This window comes from Amycolatopsis sp. NPDC051128 (assembly GCF_040682715.1).
Taxonomy (GTDB): Bacteria; Actinomycetota; Actinomycetes; order Mycobacteriales; family Pseudonocardiaceae; genus Amycolatopsis.
The window spans coordinates 71,833-90,479 of the sequence record NZ_JBFBBN010000003.1 but is presented as its reverse complement, the minus strand read 5'-3'; the positions used below and the strand labels follow the sequence as shown (position 1 = coordinate 90,479).

Genomic DNA, 18,647 nt, shown 5'->3' with positions numbered 1-18,647 from the left:
CCGCCCGGTCAGGTACCCCGCTTCACCAGCGCCACCAGGTAGCGGCAGGGGAGCGACCCCGGGTTCGCGAACACGCAGTCCGCCGGAGGACCCAGCTGCAGGCAGTCCCCGGCGCCGAGTTCGTGCACCTGTGCGCCCTCGTGGAAGCGCAACCGCCCGGCCAGCACCCAGATCTGCTGGTGCAGGAACGTGTACGTGCCCGCCGCCAGCGCCACCTCCGCGCCCGGCGGCAGCTCGACCTCCACCAGTTCCAGCGGACGACCGCCGGCGGGGGAGACCGCCCGGCGCCGGTACCCGGTGTCCGGATCCACCCACACCGGCTGGTCCGCCGCCCGCGCCAGCCGCCGCTCGTCACCCTCGGCGCGCGCGATCAGCTCCGACAGCGTCATGCCCAGCGCAGCCGACAGCTTCGCCAGCAACGCCGCCGTCGGCTGCACGTCACCCCGCTCGATCTTGCCGATCATCGCGCGCGAAACACCCGATTGCTCGGCGAGCAGCGCCGCCGAAAGACCTCGGGAGGTCCGCGCCGCGTGCACCGTCGCGGCCAGCCGTGCGGTCAGGGGATCAGTCATGGACTGGATACTATACGACTCAGACCGGCTACCATATGAGCCATGATCCGACACGCCACCGAGCACGACGCCGCGGCCTGCGCTGCCCTCTACGCGCCCTACGTCACCGACACCGCCATCTCCTTCGAAACCGAACCGCCCGACGCCGCCGAAATGGCCCGCCGCATCGCCCACGCCCACGCCTGGTTCGTCTTCGAAGACGACGGCCACGTCGCCGGGTTCGCCTACGCGCACCCCTTCGCCGAGCGCGCCGCCTACCAGTGGTCGTGCGAGACGAGCATCTACCTCGAACCGGACCGCCGCCGCACCGGCGCGGGACGCGCGCTCTACGAGACGCTGTTCGAACGGCTGGCCGGACTCGGCTACCGCCGCGCCTTCGCGGGGATGACCCTGCCGAACGACGCGAGCGCCGGCCTGCACCGTGCCCTGGGGTTCGAGCCCGTCGGCGTCTACCGCCGGGTCGGTTGGAAGCGCGGCGCGTGGCACGACGTCGCCTGGGTGCAGCGGGACCTTCACGCAACTAAAGGTTGCACATGTCCACCGGACGAGCTAACGTGACACGCAACCAAACGTTGCACAAGGAGTCCGACATGGAACACGGCACACTCGAACGCGAGATCCACATCGACGCCACCCCCGACGTCGTCTTCGACGTCGTGAGCAGCCCCGAACACCTCCGCGAATGGTGGCCCGACGAGGCGGAATACCCCGTCGAACCCGGGGGAGCGGGACGCATCGGCTTCGGCGGCAGCTGGGTCCAGTTCACCGTCGTCGACGCGAACCCCCCGAAACTCTTCTCCTTCCGCTGGACCCACGCCGAAGGGGAGACCGCCGCACCGGGCAACTCGTTCCTCGTCGTCTTCGAACTCGAACCCGCCGGCACCGGAACCCGCCTGCGGATGACCGAAAGCGGCTTCCGCGAACGCGGCTGGGGCGAAGCCAAGATCGCCGCCGAGTACGCCGACCACGTGAGCGGCTGGGACCAGTTCCTGCCCCGGCTGCCCGCCTACACCGCCAAAATCGGAGCCACTCGGTGAGCACCGCCGTGGACGACGACCTCTGGTCGGCGATCGGCGACCCCACCCGGCGCCGGATGCTCGACCTGCTGCTCGACGAGGGCAGCGGAACGGCGACCAGCCTCAGCGGGCACCTCCCGGTGACCCGCCAGGCCGTGGCCAAACACCTCGCCGTCCTCGACCGCGTCGGTCTCGTGCACGCCCAGAGCACGGGGCGCGAAAAGCAGTTCCGCGTCGACGAAGCCCAGCTCGCCCGCGCCGTCGCCCAGCTCGCCGACGTCGGCGAATCCTGGGACGCCCGGCTCCGCCGCATCAAGCGCATCGCCGAAACCATCGAAAGGAACCGGTAGACATGGACATCCTGCACCGCATCGGCATCCGGAACGCCACCCCGGAAAAGGTCTACGAGGCCCTCACCACGCTCGACGGCCTGTCCGGCTGGTGGACCGAGAAAACCGTGGGGGACACCGAACTCGGCGGCGTGCTCGAGTTCCGCTTCATTCCGGGCGGGTTCGACATGAAGGTCATCGAGCTCGACCCGGGCCGGCTCGTCCGCTGGGAAGCCGTCGACGGACCGCCGGAGTGGATCGGCACGACGATCCGCTGGGACCTCGAACAGCGCGGCGAGTACACGATCGTCCTGTTCAAGCACGAAGGCTGGCGCGAGGCGGTCGAGTTCATGCACCACTGCGGCACGAAGTGGGCGATCTACCTGATGAGCCTCAAGCAGCTCGTCGAGACCGGGGAAGGCGCTCCGGCACCGCGGGACGTGATGATCAGCGACTGGCACTGAGGTTACTTGACATAATGTACATTATCGGCACTTGGTGACGTGCTGAGCCGGGAGGTCAAGAGGAGCGGAAACCCGGGTCTGGCACGGGTGCAGTTCGTCAGGACGGCTTCTCGTGAGGTTTCGGTGGCGCGAGAGCTCTCGTCGGACTGGAATCCCGCAGCCCGGGCCACCTCGACGGGCAACCGGGGCTGCAAGAGATCCCCTGGAAGCCGCGAGGTCTGCACCCCGTCAGTCGACCTCAAAACGTCACGGTGACGAAACTGTCGAGGGCGCCGGTGGCCAAAGTCGGCGACATGCGGCATCCGAGTAACCGCCAGCGCGACGTCGCCGCCCTGGCTACCCCTTGGGCCCTCAGGCCGCGTGGTCGAACGTATGAACGATCCCCGGTTTTCGCGCACTCAACGGGGCTCAGGCGGCCCGGATCGAGTCCGGCGAGAATCGGGATCCCCCGGAAGCGGACCTCCTGGTGATGCCGACGTTTCATGCATAATTGCCATTATGCATGAAACGTCGGATCCGGGCCCGCGCACCGGAACTGTCGGTGCCGTACGGTACAAGATCCATATGAAGGTTTCCGAGGCCCAGCAAGCCTTCTTCGCCGCCCGCCGTCCTCGCAAGGACTCTCCGCACACCACCGACGCCTACCGCCGCGACCTCGCCGGGATCACCACTCTCCTGGTTTCGGAGCTCGGCCGCCCGGCCGAAGACCTGGAGGTCGCCGACCTCACCGGGCCGGCGCTGCGGTCGGCGTTCGGCGTGTTCGCGGATGGGCACGCGAAGAGCTCGGTGCTGCGGGCCTGGTCGACGTGGAACCAGTTCCTCACGTTCTGCGTGGCCGATGGGCTGCTGGCCGGCAACCCGATGGGCGCGGTGGCGCGGCCGCGGACCCCGGCGTTGACGCCAAAACCGTTGCGGGGTGAGGAAACCCCGGAACAGCTGCTGTCGGCGGCGGCCACGGGTTCGCGGCGCGCGCGGGACCCGTGGCCGGAGCGGGACGTGCTGGTGATCGCGTTGGGGCTGGTGGCGGGGCTGCGGGCGGCGGAGATGCGGGCGCTGACTTCGCGGTCGCTGGTGGGGCGCGCCGGTGAGCTGCGGTTGCACGTGAAGGGGAAGGGCAGCCGGGATCGGTCGATTCCGGTGCAGCCGGTGCTGGCGGAGCTGATCGAGCGGTACCGGGAGTCGTGCCGGGTGCGGTTCCCGAACGTGCGCTCCTCCCCTGGTTCGCCGTTGCTGCTGGATCGGTCGGGTGAGCCGATCGGGCGCGGTGCGCTGGAGTATCTGGTGAAGTCGTGTTATCGGGGTGCGGGGTTGCACGACCGGGTGCCGGTGGGGGCGAATCTGCACGCGTTGCGGCACACGTTCGCGACGCGGCTGGCGGAGGACGGGGCGACGGCGTCGGAGATCATGGCGTTGCTGGGGCACGCGAGCTTGGCGACGAGTCAGAACTACATCGAGGCGACGGGCCGGGAGCAGCGTGCGGCGGCGGCGAGCAACCGGACTTACCGGGCGTTGGACGGGTTGCGGCCGGCGTAGCTTTCCGTGTTCCGGCGGCGTGGTCAGCGGAGTTGTTCGAGGTCCTTGGCGGCGCGGGCGATTTCGTCGGCGAGGCCGCGGAGTTCGCTGAGGTCGGCGCCGTCGTCGGCGGCGGTGACGATGTCTTCGGCGGCGCAGCGGAGCTGGAAGAGGCGGTCCTGGAGGGCGGCGACTTCGGTGTCGGACAGCACGACGGCGTCTTCGGGGAGGCCGCTGCGCTGGAGGGCGGTGCGGCGTTCGTAGGCGCGCTGGCGGCAGGATTGGCCGCAGTAGCGGCGGCGGCGGCCGACGTTGCCGCCTTCGGGGAGGCGTCGTCCGCACCAGCCACAGTGCTTGGGCGCGCCGCGGCGGGCCGGGGTGAGGCCGTCGACGGGTGTCGTCGGGGCGGGTGGCTGGGCTAGTTCGGCGGCTTCCCTCACCCGGGAGACCCTAGCTGGCCATCGTCTGCTCATGCCGGGGTCATGGCGGAAGTGCACACTTGGGGGATGCAGGCGTCGTTTCCGTACCTGGCCGATCCGCTCCCCCGTGCGTTCGCCCACCGTGGGTGGCATCTGGACGAGCTGGCCGGGTTGGAGAATTCGCTGCCGGCGTTCCGGCGGGCGTGCGCGGAGGGGTACCGGTACCTCGAGACGGACGTGCACGCGACGGCGGACGGTGTGGTGGTGGTGCACCACGACGCGAATCTGGACCGGACGACGGATGGCGCGGGGCCGATCGCGGCGCAGACGTGGGCGCAGCTGAAGGGGGTGAAGGTCGGGGGGAAGGTGCCGCTGTCGCGGCTGGAGGACGTGCTGGAGGAGTTGCCGGACGCGCGGTTCAACGTCGATGTGAAGGCTGATCGGGCGGTGGAGCCGTTCGTGGGGGTGCTGGAGCGGATGGGGGCGTACGACCGGGTGGCGGCGGCGGCGTTCTCGGACGCGCGGCTGGTGCGGTTGCGGAAGCTGGCGGGGCCGAAGCTGGTGACGGCGATGGGGCCGCGGTCGGCGTTCGCGTTGTGGGCGCGGGGACGGCTGCCGTTGCTGCCGCTGGGGCGGCTGGTGCTGGGGGCGATGGCTCAGGTGCCGGTGCGGCAGGGGATGTTGAAGGTGGTGGACAAGGCGTTCGTGTCGATCGCGGGGCGGTCCGGGATCGAGGTGCACACGTGGACGATCGATGATCCGGTGGAGATGCGGATGTTGCTGGATCTGGGGGTGCACGGGATCGTGACGGACCGGCCGGATCTGCTGCGTGAGGTGCTGATCGAGCGGGGTGTGTGGCAGCGGTCCCAGGACTGACCGGGCGGGCCGGTCAGCGGGGTGGTTTGCCGGTCCAGGCGGCTTTCCACGTCTTGGGGCCGAGGAGGCCGCTGTCCTTGATGCCGTTGGCGCGTTGGAGGGCGAGGACGGCGGTGCGGGTCTTTTCGAGGTAGCAGCCGGTGCCGGTGAAGCTGTAGCCGTAGGCGTTCATGCGGAGCTGGAAGGTCTTGAGCGGGGTGGCGCAGTCGCCGTAGGAGTAGACGACGCCGGGCCAGGGGGGTTTGGGGTCGCCGGGTGCCGGTGGCGGGCCTCCCCCGCCGATGTAGGCGGCTTCGGCGTAGGTGGGGACGCGTTTGCTGCGGGCGTCGGCGTCGCCGGTGAGGTTGAGCATGCCGGCGCACTGCCAGGGTTGCCAGCCGCGCATGCGGTAGAGGTAGAGGGCGCGGTAGTCCTGTTCGGCGGGGGCGGCCTGGTGGGGGCGGCCTGGTCCGCCGACGCTGCGCCAGGTGGGCAGGTCGAACTGGTAGGCGCCGTAGTGGCCGTTGCCGGTGTTGGTGGCGTAGCGGCCGCTCGATTCGCACATGCGGAGCTTGGCCCAGGCCGTCGACGCGGGGTCCGCCGCGGCGACGGCGGAGGTGGTGAGCTGCAGACCCATGGCGGCGGTGGCGAGGAGCAGGAGTCTCGCCACGGTGCGTCGCCGGTTCTGGGTCATGCGAGCACAGTAAGAGCGTGTCCCTTTGGCCACAAGAGACACACTTTGCCCTCCAGTCTCGCATGGAACTTTGTTCACATGGGTTTCCGACACGCCGTGAAGGGTGGAGCGTGGTCGCCACCGGAGTGGCGGATGATCACGAAGCGACAAACCGGACACGGTTTCGGCGGCGCTGTGACCGTCGTCGCTACCTGCCCCGTAGTCTCCGCGCTGACCTGGAAGTTCTCGACACCGAGGAGCCGTGGATGACGCTGGCCGGGACGCGCTCGACCAAGCGCGAGCGCAGGGGCTGGTATTTCTACGACTGGGCGAATTCGCCGTTCTATTCGTCGACGACGACGGTGTTCGGCGCGCTGTCCATGAGCGGGATCGCGGCGGCGGACGCGAAGACGAACATCACCCTTAATGGTGACAACGCTTGTGTCGACGCGGCCGGTCGGCCGGACACGCTGCACCACTGCGACGTGACGTTGTTCGGGCTGCACTTCCCCGCCGGTTCGGTGTGGGGGTACCTGCTGTCGGTGGCGACGGTCGTGCAGGTGCTGGTGCTGCCGATCGCCGGCGCGGTGGCCGACCGGAGCCACAACAAGCGGCGGATCCTGGGCGGGTTCGCGTTCCTGGGTGCGGCCGCCGCGGCGGCGATGTTCTTCCTGGCGGGGTCGAACTGGCAGCTGGGCGTGGTGCTGTTCATCGTGGCGAACATCGGCTACGGCGGTTCGCTGGTCGTCTACTACTCGTTCCTGGTCGACATCGGCGGGCCGGACGAGCGGGACGACATCTCGGCGAAGGGCTGGGCGTTCGGATACCTGGGCGGCGGGCTCGCGCTGGCGTTGCAGCTGGGCTTCTACCTGGGCCATGACAGCTTCGGGGTGGACAAGGGCACCGCGGTGCAGATCTGCTTCCTGACCTCGGGGCTGTGGTGGGCGCTGTTCACCGTCCCGGCGGTGCGGGCGCTCCCCCGGCGGCACACGCCCGTGGACGTGGTGCGGGGGAAGCCGGTGCTGCGTGCGGGCTTCGCGGAGCTGCGGGAGACGCTCGTGGCGGCGAAGGCGTACCCGTTGACGCTGGCCTTCCTGGGCAGCTACCTGGTCTTCACCGACGGCATCAACACGGTGGTGACGGTGTCGGCGCAGTACGGCAAGGACGAGCTGGGGTTCGGCAACGAAGTGCTGATCGTGACGATCCTGGTGATCCAGTTCGTGGCTTACCTGGGCGGCACGCTGCACGGGCTGGTGGCGCGGCGGATCGGGGCGAAGCGGACGATTCTGGGCAGCCTGGTGCTGTGGATCGTGGTGCTGGGCGGGGCGTACTTCGTGCAGCCGAAGCAGCTGCCGCAGTTCCTCGCGGTAGCGGTCGGGATCGGGCTGGTGCTGGGCGGGACGAACGCGCTGTCGCGGTCGCTGTTCAGCCAGATGATCCCGGAGGGCAAGGACGCGCAGTACTACTCGCTCTACGTCGTGGGTGAGCGCGGGACGTCGTGGCTGGGGCCGCTGGTGTTCGCCGGGGTGGGTCAGGCGACGGGGTCGTTCCGGCTGGCCATCGTGGCGTTGGTGATCTTCTTCGCGGCAGGGCTGGTGCTGGTTTGGCTGGTGCCGGTGCGGCGGGCGATCGAGGCGGCGGGCAACCGTCCGCCGGAGGTTCTGTAGCCACCGATAGGGTCGGGCGTCGTGACCTTGCTCAACGACCAAGCCGCCGGCCCAGATCCCACCGATGCCCTGTCGTCGGTTCCCGCGGCCGGTTCGCGCCGGGGGACGCCGCCGGTCGGCAGGCTGAAGTTCTGCTACGGGCCGATGGACTGCGGGAAGTCGACCCTGGCGCTGCAGATCGACCACAACCACGCCCGGCAGGGCCGGCGGGGCCTGGTGCTGGTGCGCCACGACCGGTCCGGCGCGCCGCAGATCTCCAGCCGGATCGGGCTGACCCGGCAGGCGGTGGAGCTCGGCGAGGACACCGACGTGCGGGAGCTGGTGCGGCAGGAGTGGGCGCGCGGGCAGCACGTGGACTACGTGGTGGTGGACGAGGCGCAGTTCCTCTCCCCCGGGCAGGTCGACCAGCTGGCGGAGCTGGCCGACGAGGTCGAGATCGACGTGTACTGCTTCGGGATCGCGACGGACTTCCGGAGCCGGTTGTTCCCGGGAGCCGCTCGTCTGTTCGAACTGGCGGACGAGCTGCAGCCGGTCCAGGTGGAGGTGCTGTGCTGGTGCGGACTGGCCGGGCGCTTCAACGCGCGGGTGCTGGACGGCGAGGTGGTACGTGAAGGCGATACCGTCGTGGTGGCAGATACCGAACAATCCGTAGTTGAAACTTCAGCTTTAGCACGTTTTGAGGCCGAATCGGCTACGGTGCGTTATCAGGTATTGTGTCGCCGCCACTATCGAGTGGGCGACCTGGGCCCGGTTACTGCTCGTCACGGTCAGTTACGATTGACCTGAACCGGGTCCCAATAGCCCATCCGGGGGATATCAGCACTAAGAAGGCCGTATTGACGTCACGCCAGAGCGCGAAACGCCTCCTACTAGAGGAAGCTGATGCCGGCGGGTGACGCAGCTCATCGTGAGCAACGACATGGCGACTCGGGAATCCTCGAGGCCTCCGAGTCGTTGCATAGGGTGAGCACCACCCTGGCTCCACCCCGGAGCTGACTGAAAGGACCCCCATCATGGCCGACCGTGTTCTTCGTGGAAGCCGGCTGGGAGCGGTCAGCTACGAGACCGACCGCAACCACGACCTCGCCCCACGCCGCACCGTGCGCTACGCCTGCCCGAAGAACCACGAGTTCGAGGTGCCGTTCTCCGACGACGCCGAGATCCCCACGGTCTGGGAATGCCGCCTGCACGGCAGCGAATCGGAAATCGTCGATGGTGGGCAGCCCGAGCAGAAGAAGGTGAAGCCGCCGCGCACCCACTGGGACATGCTCCTCGAGCGGCGCACGATCCCCGAGCTCGAGGACCTGCTCAACGAACGTCTAGCCGAGCTGAAGGGCCGCCGGACCTCCCGGTCCGCGTAACTCCAGCCGGCCCGTAGCCACTGCTCCCCTGCGCCGAGAGCCCCCGCGATCCCCGCGGGGGCTCTCGGCGTTTCGCGGGTGCTCACCGGCCGGGGCGGAAGGGGCCCTGGAGGGCGGCCCACTGCAGGAGCATGATCGTCTTCGCGTCGGCGATCTCCCCCGTCCCGATCATCTTCAGGGCGTCCGTGAACGGCAGTTCCAGCACTTCGATGTCTTCACCCTCTTCGGCTATGCCACCGCCTTCACCGCGCCTTGAGGGGTCGTAAGGGGCCGCGTAGCAGTGCAGGCGTTCCGTCACCGAGCCTGGGCTCGTGTAGACGTCGAACACGTGTTCCAGCTCGCCGATGCGGACGCCCGTCTCCTCCTCGGCTTCGCGGCGGATCGCCGTTTCGGCGTCGTCGGAGTCCAGGAGGCCGGCCGCCGCTTCGATCAGCATGCCGTCGTCGTGGCCGTTCACGTAGACCGGATAGCGGAACTGACGGGTCAGCAGCACCGTGCCGGTCCCGGCGCTGTAGAGCAGCACGGTGGCTCCGTTGCCGCGGTCGTACGTTTCGCGCTGCTCGCTCGTCCAGCGGCCGTCGTCGCGTCGGTAGGCGAACGTCGTGCGCCGCAGCACGTGCCAGCCCGCCGCCAGCAGTTCCACGTCGGTGACCCGGACCCGCGGGTTGCGGTCCAGGTCGCGGCCAGCCCGGTCGAGACCGGTGCGGCCGCGGTGGTCCGGGACGTCCACGCCGGAGACGCTTGTCGAAGTGGTCATGCCGCGACCATAATGTGCACGATCCGGAACAAACAAGGAGGATCGTGCATGTTGGTCGGCGAACGCCGTGAACTGCTGCTGGCCCGGCTGGCGGCCGAGGGCAAGGTGCTGGCGAAGGACGTCGCGGCCGAGCTGGGGATCTCCGAGGACAGCATCCGCCGTGACCTGCGGGACCTCGCCGCGGCCGGGCTCTGCCAGCGCGTCTACGGCGGCGCGCTGCCCGTCTCCCCCGCTGTCGCCGACTACGCGAGCCGGACGTCGATCGCCGTCGACGGCAAGGACAAGGTGGCCGCGCTCGCCGCGGACCTCGTCCGGCCCGGGTCGACCGTCATCCTCGATGGCGGCACCACCACGCTGGCCGTCGCCAAGGCCCTGCCACGCGACCTCGAAGCGACGATCGTGACCCACAGCCCGACCATCGCCGTCGCGCTGCTGGACCACCACGGCATCGAGGTGTTCCTGCTGGGCGGGCGGCTCTTCCGGCACTCCGCGGTCACCTGTGGCGCGGCCGCCGCCGAAGCCGCGCAGGCGATCAGCGCCGACGTCTTCCTGCTCGGCGTCACCGGCGTCCACCCCGAAGCCGGTCTGACGACCGGCGACGCGGACGAAGCCGCGATGAAACGAACCCTCGCCCGGCGCGCGGCCGACACCTTCGTGCTGGCGAGCGCGGAGAAGCTCGGTGCGGCTTCGCGGTGCGGCGTGCTGCCGTTCGCCGACATCGCCGGCGTCATCACCGACGCCGACGAGTCGGACCAGAACGTGCGGAAACTTGCAGCGATGGGCGTCGAGCTGCGGCTCAGCCGCGCTTGACCAGCTTCCGCAGCTGCTGCCAGCGCCGCTCGACGCCCCACTTGGCCACCCGCAGGAACGCCTCGCGGATGATCGAGCCGCTCATCTTCGACTCGCCGATCTCGCGCTCGGTGAACGTGATCGGCACCTCGACGATCTCGAACCCCGCGTCCGCGGTACGCAGCGTCAGGTCGATCTGGAAGCAGTAGCCGTGCGAGTTGACCTCGTCCAGGGCCAGCTTCTCCAGCACCGGACGGCGGTACGCGCGGAACCCGGCGGTGATGTCCCGCACCCGCATGCCCAGCGCGACCTGCGAGTAGACGTTCGCGCCGCGCGAAAGGATCTGGCGGTTCAGCGGCCAGTTCACGACACTGCCGCCCGGCACGTAGCGGGAGCCGATCGCCAGGTCGGCGTCGCCCACCGCGTCCAGCAGCCGGGGCAGGTCCTCGGGCGCGTGCGAGCCGTCGGCGTCCATCTCGACGATCGTGTTGTACTCGCGTGCCAGGCCCCACCGGAACCCGGCGATGTAGGCCGCGCCCAGGCCGGCCTTCTCGGTCCGGTGCATGACGTGGACGTTGTCGTTCGTGGCGGCCCGCTCGTCGGCGAGCTCACCGGTGCCGTCCGGGCTGCCGTCGTCCACCACGAGCACATGCACGTCCGGAAGTGCCTTGTGCAGGCGATCCAGGATAGGGCCGAGGTTCTCCCGCTCGTTGTACGTCGGGATCACCACCAGCACCGGCTCGATTCCCCGGGCCCCCCGCGGCGCCTGCGACATCCGTCTTCCTCCGAATCCGCGGCGTGTCAGTCCGCCGCTTCCCCTGCTGCCGTGCCGGCGCTCGTGCGCCGGGTGCGAAAACGGAGTACGAGCCCGCCGGCCACCCCGGCGATCGCCAGTGCCAGCAGCCCGTACTCCGTCCACGCACCTAGTTGATCCGACAGCGTAGTCTGCGTCCGCAGCGGGACGCGCCCGACCAGGGACTCTGCCGTGAAAAGGCCCGTTGAGCTGGTAACGGACCCGTCGGGGGCCACGATGGCGCTCACCCCGGACACCGCCGAGACGACCACGGCGCGGCCGTGTTCGACCGCTCGCAGCCGGGACATGGCCAGCTGCTGCATGCTCATCTCGCTCCGGCCGTACCAGGCGTTGTTGGTCGGCACGACCAGCACTTCGGCGCCCGCGCCGACGGCGTCCCGGCCCGGGTGGTCGAACGCCGTCTCGTAGCAGATGAACACGCCGACCTTCGTGCCGGCGAGCGCCATCGCCGGGTTCGCCCCGTCGCCGGGCACCATGTCGACGGTTTCCTGGTCGAGGAAGGGCGTGACGAGCTGGGCGACCTTGCGGGCCGGCACGTACTCCCCGAACGGCACCAGCTGCTGCTTCGCGTACCGGGCGCCGGGTCCGGTACGCGGGTCCCAGGCGATGACCGAGTTCTGGAGGTGCCGGTCCGGCAGCTCGTAGAGCGCCCCGATCAACGCCGGCACGCCGAAGTTCGCCACGAGCTGGTCGACCTGCGGGTCGGGACCGGTGATCGTCGTGGCGCTCTCCGGCCACAGCAGCAGGTCCGGCTTCGGCACCTTCCCGGCCTGGACGGCGGCCAGCAGCCGCCGGCTCTCGGCGATGGTGTCGCGGCGCAGCACGGCGCGCTCGCCCTGGAGCGCGAGCCCGATGTCCGGGGCGTTGCCCTGGACGGTCGCGACGGTGCGCTCGCCGTCCTGCGCGTCCGTCCCGATCGACGGCCACAACGCCAGTCCGGCGACGACCGGCAGCGCGGCGCCGAGCGCGGCGAAGACGGTCTTGCGGGCCCGCAGGGCGGGCTTGAGCGCGCCGCGCGCGTCCCAGAGCCGTCCGGCGAGCGCGGCGAGGCAGAAACCGGTGAAGACGACGGCGAGGCCGACGAGCGGCGCGCCGCCGATCGAGGCGAGCGGCAGGAACGCGCCTTCGGGCTGGCTGAACGCGACGCGGCCCCACGGGAAGCCGCCGAACGGGAACCAGGCACGCGGTGTCTCCAGCGCGATGAACACCAGCGCCGCCCACAGCGGCCCGGCCGGCAGCCGGGACACCAAGGTGATGAGGCCGCCCGCCAGGCCGTGGTAGAGCGCCAGCGCGCACGACAGGCCGAGCCACGGCCACGGGCCGAAGTCCGGGCCGAGGAAGTCCAGTAGCCAGGTCAGCAGCGGCATGAAGAACACGACGCCGAACGCGAAGCCGTAGCCGAACCCGCCCCGGAACCCGCGTCCGCGCAGCACGAGGGCGAACCCGGCGAACGCCAGCGGCGCCAGCCACCACAGCGGGCGCGGCGCGAAGCTCAGGTAGTAGGCGAAACCGGACACCAGCGCCGCGGTGAGCCGCAGCAGCCAGGCACGGGGGAACCGCCGCGTGCGGACGGGTTGGTGCGGGGCGCCCGGTTCGGGTTCCGCCACGGTGACTGCCACGGTTGATGACTTTAGGTGCCCGGCGTGAAGTCGTCGTAGACGACCTCACCGGCGCGGACCGTCCGCAGGCACCGCGGCAGGGTGGCGTCCGGCTCGAGCCGCGGCAGCGGCGGCACTCCGGCGCGCGGGTCGGTGGACCAGCGCTGCACGCGGGTGTCCGGGGTCGCCACGACGAGGTCGGTCGCGTCCCAGATCGCGTAGTGCGCCGGCGCGCCCGGGACCAGGCTCCCGGAGACGCCGTCGTTGACGCCCGCCGCGCGGTGCCCGGCCCGGGTGTGGGCGGTGAACGCCGCCCGCGGCGACAGGCCCGCGTCCGGCGTGCGGTGGTAGGCGGCCGCGCGGACACTCGCCCACGGGTCGAGCGGCGTCACCGGCGCGTCGGACCCGAAGGCGAGCAGGACGCCCTCGGCGGCGAGTGTGGAGAACGGGTTCAGCCCGGCCGCGCGGTCCGCGCCGAGCCGTTCGGCGTACATGCCGCCGGTCCCGCCCCACGCGGCGTCGAACAGCGGCTGCATCGAGGCGACGACGCCCCAGCCGGCCAGCGTCCTGGCCTGTTCGGCGGTGACCATCTCCAGGTGCTCGAGCCGGTGGTGGCGCGCGGCAAGCGCGCGCTGGCCGACCTCCTTCTCGGCGAGGCGGAAGCCCTCGATCACCTCCGCGACCGAGGCGTCGCCGATGACGTGGAACCCGGCCTGCAGCCCGGCTTCGGTGCAGGCGGTCAGGTGCTCGCCGATGCGGTGCGCGTCGAGGTAGAGCGTCCCCGAACCGGGGTGGTCGGCGTAGGGCTCGGTGAGGGCCGCGGTGTGGGAGCCGAGCGCGCCGTCGACGAACAGGTCACCGGCCAGGCCGCGGACGCCCAGTTCGCGGGCGGTGTCGACGGCGCCGAGCTCGCCCCAGTAGCCGACGACCTCCGGCTGTCCGGGGCCGGCGAGGGCGAGCAGGGCGGCGAGGTCGTCGCGGCCGGAGATGTCGGGGCCGGCGCACTCGTGCACGCTCACGATGCCCTGGCGGGCGGCTTCGGCGAGGAACGCCCGCTGGGCGCGGTCGCGCTGCTCCGGGGTGATCGCCGCGCGCACCGCGGCGCGGACGGCGTGGTGCGCGGCGCGGGTCAGCGGGCCCTCGGGCGACCAGCCGTCGGCGCCGCGGGCGGACGGGGCCAGCTCGACCAGCGCGGTGGAGACGAGCGCGGAGTGGACGTCGACGCGGCTCAGATAGACGGCCGCGCCGCCGGCGGCGTCGTCGAGTTCGGCGCGCGAGGGCAGGCGCGGGTCGGTCCAGGCGGTTTCGTCCCAGCCGTGGGCGAGCAGGACCTGCCCGGGGACGACGGCGGCGCGGACGCGGCTCAGCAGCTCCGCGCCGCCGCGGACGCCGGTGAGGTCGAGGCCGGTCAGGTGCAGGCCGGTGGCGGTGGCGTGGACGTGCGCGTCGACGAACGCGGGCGCCACGAACGCGCCCCCGAGGTCGACCACTTCGGCGCCGGGGTGGAGGGCGCGGGCGGGGGCGTCCTGCCCGACCCAGACCACGGTGCCGCCGGTGACCGCCATCGCCGTCGCGTCCGGGCCGGCGGGGGTGTAGACGCGCCCGCCGAGCAGGAGCGTGGTGTGTTCGTCCGTCACGTGCCTGAGTCTGCCGCGCCTCTCCGGGCTTCCACCACCTGGGGGAAGACACGCCAGCAGGCAGGAAGATTTACTCCGCGAGAGCGTTATGACAGGATATTTTAACGCGTCCCCGCCGACTAGGAGTACAAGTGACTGCGATCCAGGAACCTGTGACGCCTGCCGCCGCCATCGACCAGCCCTACGAGTACGCCCGCGCGGAGCTGGTGGAACCCGACTGGCGCCGCTTCCCCGGCTGGCACGACGTGACCGACGCGCAGTGGCGCGACGCGCAGTGGCAGCGGGTGCACTGCGTCCGCAACGTCAAGCAGCTGCGCGCCCTGATGGGCGACCTGCTGGAGGAGCGTTTCTACGACGATCTGCTCGCCGACCAGCGCGAGCTGGCGACGATGTCGATGCTGCTGCCGCCGCAGATGATCAACACGATGGCCCCGACGGCGGGCACCGACCCGGCCAAGGTGACCGAGGCGTTCTACGCCGACCCGATCCGCCGCTACATGCTCCCGGTCAAGAGCGACCGTGACCCGGTCTGGCCGAGCCACCCGCACTCGGAGCGCGACTCGCTGCACGAGGCCGAGATGTGGGTGGTGGAGGGCCTGACCCACCGCTACCCCACCAAGGTGCTGGCCGAGATGATCTCGACCTGCCCGCAGTACTGCGGCCACTGCACCCGGATGGACCTCGTCGGCAACTCGACCGAGCAGGTCGAGAAGCACAAGCTGACGCTCAAGCCGGTCGACCGCCAGGACGCGATGATCGCGTATCTGAAGAAGACCCCGGGCGTCCGCGACGTCGTGGTCTCCGGCGGCGACGTCGCCAACGTGCCGTGGCCGCAGCTGGAGTCGTTCCTGATGCGCCTGATGGACATCGACACCGTCCGCGACATCCGCCTCGCGACGAAGGCGCTGGCCGCGCTGCCGCAGCACTGGCTCCAGCCGAAGGTGGTCGAAGGCCTCGAGCGCGTCGCCGTGACCGCCCAGCGCCGGGGCGTGAACCTGGCGATCCACACGCACGTCAACCACGCCCAGTCGGTGACCCCGCTGGTGGCGGAGGCGGCCCAGACGGCGCTGAACGTCGGGGTCCGCGACGTCCGCAACCAGGGCGTCCTGATGCGCGGGGTCAACGCGACCCCGGCGGCGCTGCTGGACCTGTGCTTCGCCCTCCAGGGCGAGGCGAACATCCTCCCGTACTACTTCTACATGTGCGACATGATCCCGAACGCCGAGCACTGGCGGGTGCCTGTTTGGGAAGCCCAGGAGCTGCAGCACGCGATCATGGGGTACCTGCCGGGGTATGCGACGCCGCGGATCGTGTGCGACGTGCCTTATGTCGGGAAGCGGTGGGTGCACCAGCTGGCCGAGTACGACCGGGAGCTGGGGATCTCGTACTGGACCAAGAACTACCTGACCAGCGTCGATAAGGCCGACGCCGAGGACCGCGGTGAGGCACTGCGGCGGCGCTACCCGTACTACGACCCGATCGCCACCCTGCCCGAAGCCGGCCAGACCTGGTGGGCCAACCAGTCCAGCTGACGCCAGCGCGTCGGCCTTCAGGAGTAGGTCGAGGGGGTGCCGCGGAGCCCGATCCGGGCCGCGCGCATCCCCTCGGCCGTCTCCGACGTTTGGGCTGGTCAGAGCTGGTGAGGACCGGTTGGGACCGATCACGATATGCCCCAGATATGCCCCAGGGATTCCATTGTGGACAGACATGTGCGTCTGGCGATCAGTGCAGGCGAGTTGGTCGACCAAGCCTTTCCGAGTTCTTTTCGTGAAGCTGATTCATCTGTCCGCGCGTCACAAACTCCGAAATAATGCAATATTCGTAGGCCGGGATTGTGAGACCATTCGTCTCGCTTTGTTGACACGTAGAAGAATTGCCATACGGCTCCGAGTGTGGTTGATCAGGACGGTCACTTAGCGTAGTTTCGTCACAGGGCGAGACAGCAGGGCGCGCCGCGGCCCGGCGGTCCGAGCTACGAGAACGGTCGACCGTCGGCGACTATCTCGATACAAGATGTGGGTGATACCCAGGGGTATCACCCACATCTTGTGGGCCGCGAGAAGCTCAGGTTGTGCAGTGGCCGCGAATGCATGCCGATCGCGGCGTGTGTGCCGATTGCGTACGGGTGATGGCACTCTGGGAATGTGTCCAGGTCCGCAGCCTCCGCCGACCCGAAGGTGGCCCCGCGCCCCGACGTCGATCTGCGCCCGTCGATGGTGCGCCAGTACTCGGCCAGGACACTCGCGTGCTACCGGGCCCGGCTCGCCCACTACCGACACTGGTGCCGTACCCGCGGCTACCAGTACGGCACGGACGCGATCACGACGGCCAAGCTCGTCGAGTACGTCGACGAGCAGACCGGCCGCTGGGACGACGCCTCCGATGCCCCGGACCCCGCCGGCTACCCGCGGTACCGGCCAGACACCATCCGGCAGGCCGTCAACGCCCTCATCTACTGGGCCGAACGCAGCACCGGCCAGCCACCCGACGACCGCGCCGCGAAAGAAGCTCTCCGCCGCTTCACCGACGACTTCAACCAGACCCATCCCGCAGCCTGGCGAGTGGCCATAGGCCGATCCCCCCGGCCGCGGCGCCAAACCGTCCAGCGACCGTCCCGGTGAGACCCTGACGGCGAGGCGGCTCCTAGTAGGCCGTTGTGACTAAGCCACGGCGGCCGCCATGCCGGACGTGACGCTCCGAGCTTGCTAGCATCGCGCTCGGATAGTCTCGGATGTGCCCCTGACCTGCTGGTCATGCCGCCTGGGGCTGTGATCATTCCTGGGCCGGTTCCGCAGCCTGAACCGCTGACCGTCAGTGCCGGTGGCCGACCTCGGCGGCAAACATCCGCGCGTCGCCCCCGACACCGCATCCAAAGCAGTGAAACGTGCCGTGGCTGGGCCGGACCCGGAACATCCGCGATCGGCATAACGGGCAGTCGCCGCGCAGCTGCTGCTCGCCGAGCGGGCTCAGCTGGACATACCGGCCGACGAGCTCAGCGATCCCGCCGGCACCCGGCGGCTCGGGCGCCGAGACAGCGGTGGTGGTCATGGCCGGAGGGCCGCGCTGTCCGGCCGCGTGATGCAAGCGACGTCAGCAGCCGCGGTGGTAGGCCACCGCCCGCGGTTGCGTCGTGCCCGCCAACCTGATGGTCGCGGCCAGCGTCCCGTCGTCGGTGAGCCCCGCCGGCCGCGGTGCCGCGTTGAAGTCGGCGTCGCCGGCCAGGTCGGCGGTGGGTTCGCCGTTCTCCCAGATGCGGAGTTCGTAGTTCTCGGGGCCGAAGGTGTGGGCCACGCCGGCCATCGTCGTGCCGGCGTCGAGGAACAGGGTGTCGGCCGCTTCGGTGGTCGTGTGCACGACGTTCCCGGCCATGTCCGCCTCGATGGCGACCATCGTCAGCTCGGGCGTGACGACCGAAGCGGCGATGCGGCCGCCGTGGAAGGCCTCGAGGTAGACCGCGCCGCCGGGGTACAGCGGGGGCAGCTGCCGGTAACCACCGTCCGCGGCTCGGACGAACACCTCGCCCGAGCGCTCGCCGATGTCGGTGTAGAGCAGGACGCGGCCCTGCTCGTCGACGTCGACCGGGTAGGTGTCGTAGAGGTGCTGCGGATCCGGGTTCAGGACCTCGGCCGTGCCCGGCCGCGCGGCGGCCCACAGCACCGGGTGGACGTCGCCGCCGAACCCGCCGTAGGCGACACCGATGACGTCCCCGGCGTTGTTGATGTGCGTGGCCTTGGCGGACCGGAACCCTTGCGGCATGGGCAGGTTCACGTATTGGCCACCGCGGTACACGACGGGTTTCGCGGCCCACCAATCACCGGTCCCCCCGTCCCCTACGACGTCTCCGGAGGAGTTGATGTCGCGCACTTCGACCAGGCGGAACGACGAAACGACCTGACCGCCGTGCCACCGCACCTGCGAATACGCGTCGGGGCCGCGCACCGCTCCGACGAACCAGCCGCCTTCGGCCGCCGCGTAGACCTCGCTGCTGGTGTAGGGCGCCGGCAGTGCCAGCGGTGTCATCGCCCAGGTGCAGCCCGCCGCCACCGCGGGTTGTGCGCCGGGCACGAGGGCGGCGCCGAGCGCCGCCACGAGTAGAAGAGTTCGCTTGAGCATGGTTCCCCCGGGAGTCGGCCGTCTCCCCCACCACGCCCGGTGGCCCCGGGAGGTTTGGCTGCCGGCCGAGT

Annotated in this window: 21 protein-coding genes; 12 read left to right on the top strand and 9 right to left on the bottom strand. The window is 70.3% G+C overall.

The features are described from left to right. Positions 1–8 precede the first annotated feature (8 nt). On the bottom strand, positions 9–572 hold the full coding sequence (locus AB0M82_RS04435) for a helix-turn-helix domain-containing protein (RefSeq protein ID WP_364717644.1): 564 nt from the start codon (positions 570–572) through the stop codon (positions 9–11). 42 nt (positions 573–614) lie between these two features. Here AB0M82_RS04435 and AB0M82_RS04430 point away from each other — a divergent pair, with 42 nt between their 5' ends. The 5 genes from AB0M82_RS04430 to AB0M82_RS04410 all read left to right on the top strand — a co-directional run bounded on the left by AB0M82_RS04430 (position 615) and on the right by AB0M82_RS04410 (position 3,914). Beyond that, positions 615–1,130: an N-acetyltransferase family protein gene (locus AB0M82_RS04430; protein ID WP_364717643.1), complete on the top strand. Its 516-nt coding sequence runs from the start codon at positions 615–617 to the stop codon at positions 1,128–1,130. Between the two features lie 32 nt (positions 1,131–1,162). Further along, the gene (locus AB0M82_RS04425) at positions 1,163–1,609 is read left to right on the top strand and encodes an SRPBCC domain-containing protein (RefSeq protein WP_364717642.1); all 447 of its coding nucleotides are present in this window, start codon (positions 1,163–1,165) and stop codon (positions 1,607–1,609) included. Next, positions 1,606–1,938, top strand: a complete 333-nt coding sequence (locus AB0M82_RS04420; RefSeq protein WP_364717641.1) for a winged helix-turn-helix domain-containing protein — start codon at positions 1,606–1,608, stop codon at positions 1,936–1,938. Before AB0M82_RS04425 ends, AB0M82_RS04420 begins: the two co-directional genes overlap by 4 nt. 2 nt (positions 1,939–1,940) lie before the next feature. Further along, positions 1,941–2,381 (top strand): SRPBCC domain-containing protein, encoded by a 441-nt coding sequence (locus AB0M82_RS04415; RefSeq protein WP_364717639.1) that lies wholly within the window; start codon positions 1,941–1,943, stop codon positions 2,379–2,381. Between the two features lie 564 nt (positions 2,382–2,945). Next, a complete protein-coding gene (locus tag AB0M82_RS04410) occupies positions 2,946–3,914 on the top strand; it encodes a tyrosine-type recombinase/integrase (RefSeq protein ID WP_364717638.1) in 969 nt (322 codons plus the stop codon). Positions 3,915–3,937: 23 nt separating this feature from the next. On the opposite strand, the gene AB0M82_RS04405 is transcribed toward AB0M82_RS04410, so the two are convergent. Next, positions 3,938–4,333 carry a hypothetical protein gene (locus tag AB0M82_RS04405; protein WP_364717637.1) on the bottom strand — a complete coding sequence of 132 codons (396 nt, stop codon included), beginning with the start codon at positions 4,331–4,333 and terminating at the stop codon, positions 3,938–3,940. Between the two features lie 66 nt (positions 4,334–4,399). Here AB0M82_RS04405 and AB0M82_RS04400 point away from each other — a divergent pair, with 66 nt between their 5' ends. Further along, positions 4,400–5,188 carry a glycerophosphodiester phosphodiesterase gene (locus tag AB0M82_RS04400; protein WP_364717636.1) on the top strand — a complete coding sequence of 263 codons (789 nt, stop codon included), beginning with the start codon at positions 4,400–4,402 and terminating at the stop codon, positions 5,186–5,188. A gap of 13 nt (positions 5,189–5,201) precedes the next feature. On the opposite strand, the gene AB0M82_RS04395 is transcribed toward AB0M82_RS04400, so the two are convergent. Continuing rightward, complete coding sequence (locus AB0M82_RS04395; RefSeq protein ID WP_364717634.1) at positions 5,202–5,861, bottom strand: transglycosylase family protein; 660 nt, start codon at positions 5,859–5,861, stop codon at positions 5,202–5,204. A gap of 245 nt (positions 5,862–6,106) precedes the next feature. On the opposite strand from AB0M82_RS04395, the gene AB0M82_RS04390 reads away from it, so the two are divergent. From AB0M82_RS04390 to AB0M82_RS04380, 3 genes are all read left to right on the top strand, one after another. Beyond that, positions 6,107–7,507 carry an MFS transporter gene (locus AB0M82_RS04390; RefSeq protein WP_364717632.1) on the top strand — a complete coding sequence of 467 codons (1,401 nt, stop codon included), beginning with the start codon at positions 6,107–6,109 and terminating at the stop codon, positions 7,505–7,507. A 21-nt stretch (positions 7,508–7,528) separates the two neighbouring features. Beyond that, positions 7,529–8,293, top strand: coding sequence for a thymidine kinase (locus AB0M82_RS04385; RefSeq protein WP_364717630.1), 765 nt, complete (start codon positions 7,529–7,531; stop codon positions 8,291–8,293). A gap of 227 nt (positions 8,294–8,520) precedes the next feature. After that, positions 8,521–8,868, top strand: a complete 348-nt coding sequence (locus AB0M82_RS04380) for an RNA polymerase-binding protein RbpA (RefSeq protein WP_003081521.1) — start codon at positions 8,521–8,523, stop codon at positions 8,866–8,868. A gap of 82 nt (positions 8,869–8,950) precedes the next feature. On the opposite strand, the gene AB0M82_RS04375 is transcribed toward AB0M82_RS04380, so the two are convergent. Continuing rightward, a complete protein-coding gene (locus AB0M82_RS04375) occupies positions 8,951–9,625 on the bottom strand; it encodes an NUDIX domain-containing protein (protein ID WP_364717629.1) in 675 nt (224 codons plus the stop codon). Positions 9,626–9,673: 48 nt separating this feature from the next. Here AB0M82_RS04375 and AB0M82_RS04370 point away from each other — a divergent pair, with 48 nt between their 5' ends. Continuing rightward, on the top strand, positions 9,674–10,435 hold the full coding sequence (locus AB0M82_RS04370) for a DeoR/GlpR family DNA-binding transcription regulator (RefSeq protein WP_364717627.1): 762 nt from the start codon (positions 9,674–9,676) through the stop codon (positions 10,433–10,435). Here the strand turns inward: AB0M82_RS04370 and AB0M82_RS04365 are convergent. The 3 genes from AB0M82_RS04365 to AB0M82_RS04355 are packed head-to-tail and all read right to left on the bottom strand — an operon-like array spanning position 10,422 to position 14,463. Then, on the bottom strand, positions 10,422–11,189 hold the full coding sequence (locus tag AB0M82_RS04365; RefSeq protein ID WP_364717626.1) for a polyprenol monophosphomannose synthase: 768 nt from the start codon (positions 11,187–11,189) through the stop codon (positions 10,422–10,424). The two genes, AB0M82_RS04370 and AB0M82_RS04365, sit on opposite strands and share 14 nt — an antisense overlap. A gap of 26 nt (positions 11,190–11,215) precedes the next feature. Further along, positions 11,216–12,847, bottom strand: a complete 1,632-nt coding sequence (gene lnt / locus AB0M82_RS04360) for an apolipoprotein N-acyltransferase (RefSeq protein ID WP_364717625.1) — start codon at positions 12,845–12,847, stop codon at positions 11,216–11,218. A gap of 11 nt (positions 12,848–12,858) precedes the next feature. Further along, on the bottom strand, positions 12,859–14,463 hold the full coding sequence (locus AB0M82_RS04355) for an amidohydrolase (RefSeq protein ID WP_364717624.1): 1,605 nt from the start codon (positions 14,461–14,463) through the stop codon (positions 12,859–12,861). Positions 14,464–14,594: 131 nt separating this feature from the next. Between AB0M82_RS04355 and AB0M82_RS04350 the strand changes: the two genes are divergently transcribed. Together AB0M82_RS04350 and AB0M82_RS04345 are read left to right on the top strand one after the other, a co-directional pair. Beyond that, positions 14,595–15,995, top strand: coding sequence for a lysine 2,3-aminomutase (locus AB0M82_RS04350; RefSeq protein WP_364717622.1), 1,401 nt, complete (start codon positions 14,595–14,597; stop codon positions 15,993–15,995). Positions 15,996–16,607: 612 nt separating this feature from the next. Next, positions 16,608–17,084 carry a hypothetical protein gene (locus AB0M82_RS04345; protein WP_364717621.1) on the top strand — a complete coding sequence of 159 codons (477 nt, stop codon included), beginning with the start codon at positions 16,608–16,610 and terminating at the stop codon, positions 17,082–17,084. Positions 17,085–17,274: 190 nt separating this feature from the next. Here AB0M82_RS04345 and AB0M82_RS04340 read toward each other — a convergent pair whose 3' ends face one another. After that, positions 17,275–17,511, bottom strand: a complete 237-nt coding sequence (locus tag AB0M82_RS04340) for a CHC2 zinc finger domain-containing protein (protein ID WP_364717620.1) — start codon at positions 17,509–17,511, stop codon at positions 17,275–17,277. 42 nt (positions 17,512–17,553) lie between these two features. Further along, on the bottom strand, positions 17,554–18,576 hold the full coding sequence (locus AB0M82_RS04335) for a hypothetical protein (RefSeq protein ID WP_364717618.1): 1,023 nt from the start codon (positions 18,574–18,576) through the stop codon (positions 17,554–17,556). Between the last annotated feature and the right edge of the window lie 71 nt (positions 18,577–18,647).

Bases quoted from the DNA above. Each gene is read 5' to 3' on its own strand.
- AB0M82_RS04435 (WP_364717644.1), bottom strand. From the start codon at position 572: ATGACTGATCCCCTGACCGCACGGCTGGCCGCGACGGTGCACGCGGCG.
- AB0M82_RS04430 (WP_364717643.1), top strand. From the start codon at position 615: ATGATCCGACACGCCACCGAGCACGACGCCGCGGCCTGCGCTGCCCTC.
- AB0M82_RS04425 (WP_364717642.1), top strand. From the start codon at position 1,163: ATGGAACACGGCACACTCGAACGCGAGATCCACATCGACGCCACCCCC.
- AB0M82_RS04415 (WP_364717639.1), top strand. From the start codon at position 1,941: ATGGACATCCTGCACCGCATCGGCATCCGGAACGCCACCCCGGAAAAG.
- AB0M82_RS04410 (WP_364717638.1), top strand. From the start codon at position 2,946: ATGAAGGTTTCCGAGGCCCAGCAAGCCTTCTTCGCCGCCCGCCGTCCT.
- AB0M82_RS04400 (WP_364717636.1), top strand. From the start codon at position 4,400: ATGCAGGCGTCGTTTCCGTACCTGGCCGATCCGCTCCCCCGTGCGTTC.
- AB0M82_RS04395 (WP_364717634.1), bottom strand. From the start codon at position 5,861: ATGACCCAGAACCGGCGACGCACCGTGGCGAGACTCCTGCTCCTCGCC.
- AB0M82_RS04390 (WP_364717632.1), top strand. From the start codon at position 6,107: ATGACGCTGGCCGGGACGCGCTCGACCAAGCGCGAGCGCAGGGGCTGG.
- AB0M82_RS04380 (WP_003081521.1), top strand. From the start codon at position 8,521: ATGGCCGACCGTGTTCTTCGTGGAAGCCGGCTGGGAGCGGTCAGCTAC.
- AB0M82_RS04375 (WP_364717629.1), bottom strand. From the start codon at position 9,625: ATGACCACTTCGACAAGCGTCTCCGGCGTGGACGTCCCGGACCACCGC.
- AB0M82_RS04370 (WP_364717627.1), top strand. From the start codon at position 9,674: ATGTTGGTCGGCGAACGCCGTGAACTGCTGCTGGCCCGGCTGGCGGCC.
- AB0M82_RS04365 (WP_364717626.1), bottom strand. From the start codon at position 11,189: ATGTCGCAGGCGCCGCGGGGGGCCCGGGGAATCGAGCCGGTGCTGGTG.
- AB0M82_RS04340 (WP_364717620.1), bottom strand. From the start codon at position 17,511: ATGACCACCACCGCTGTCTCGGCGCCCGAGCCGCCGGGTGCCGGCGGG.
- AB0M82_RS04335 (WP_364717618.1), bottom strand. From the start codon at position 18,576: ATGCTCAAGCGAACTCTTCTACTCGTGGCGGCGCTCGGCGCCGCCCTC.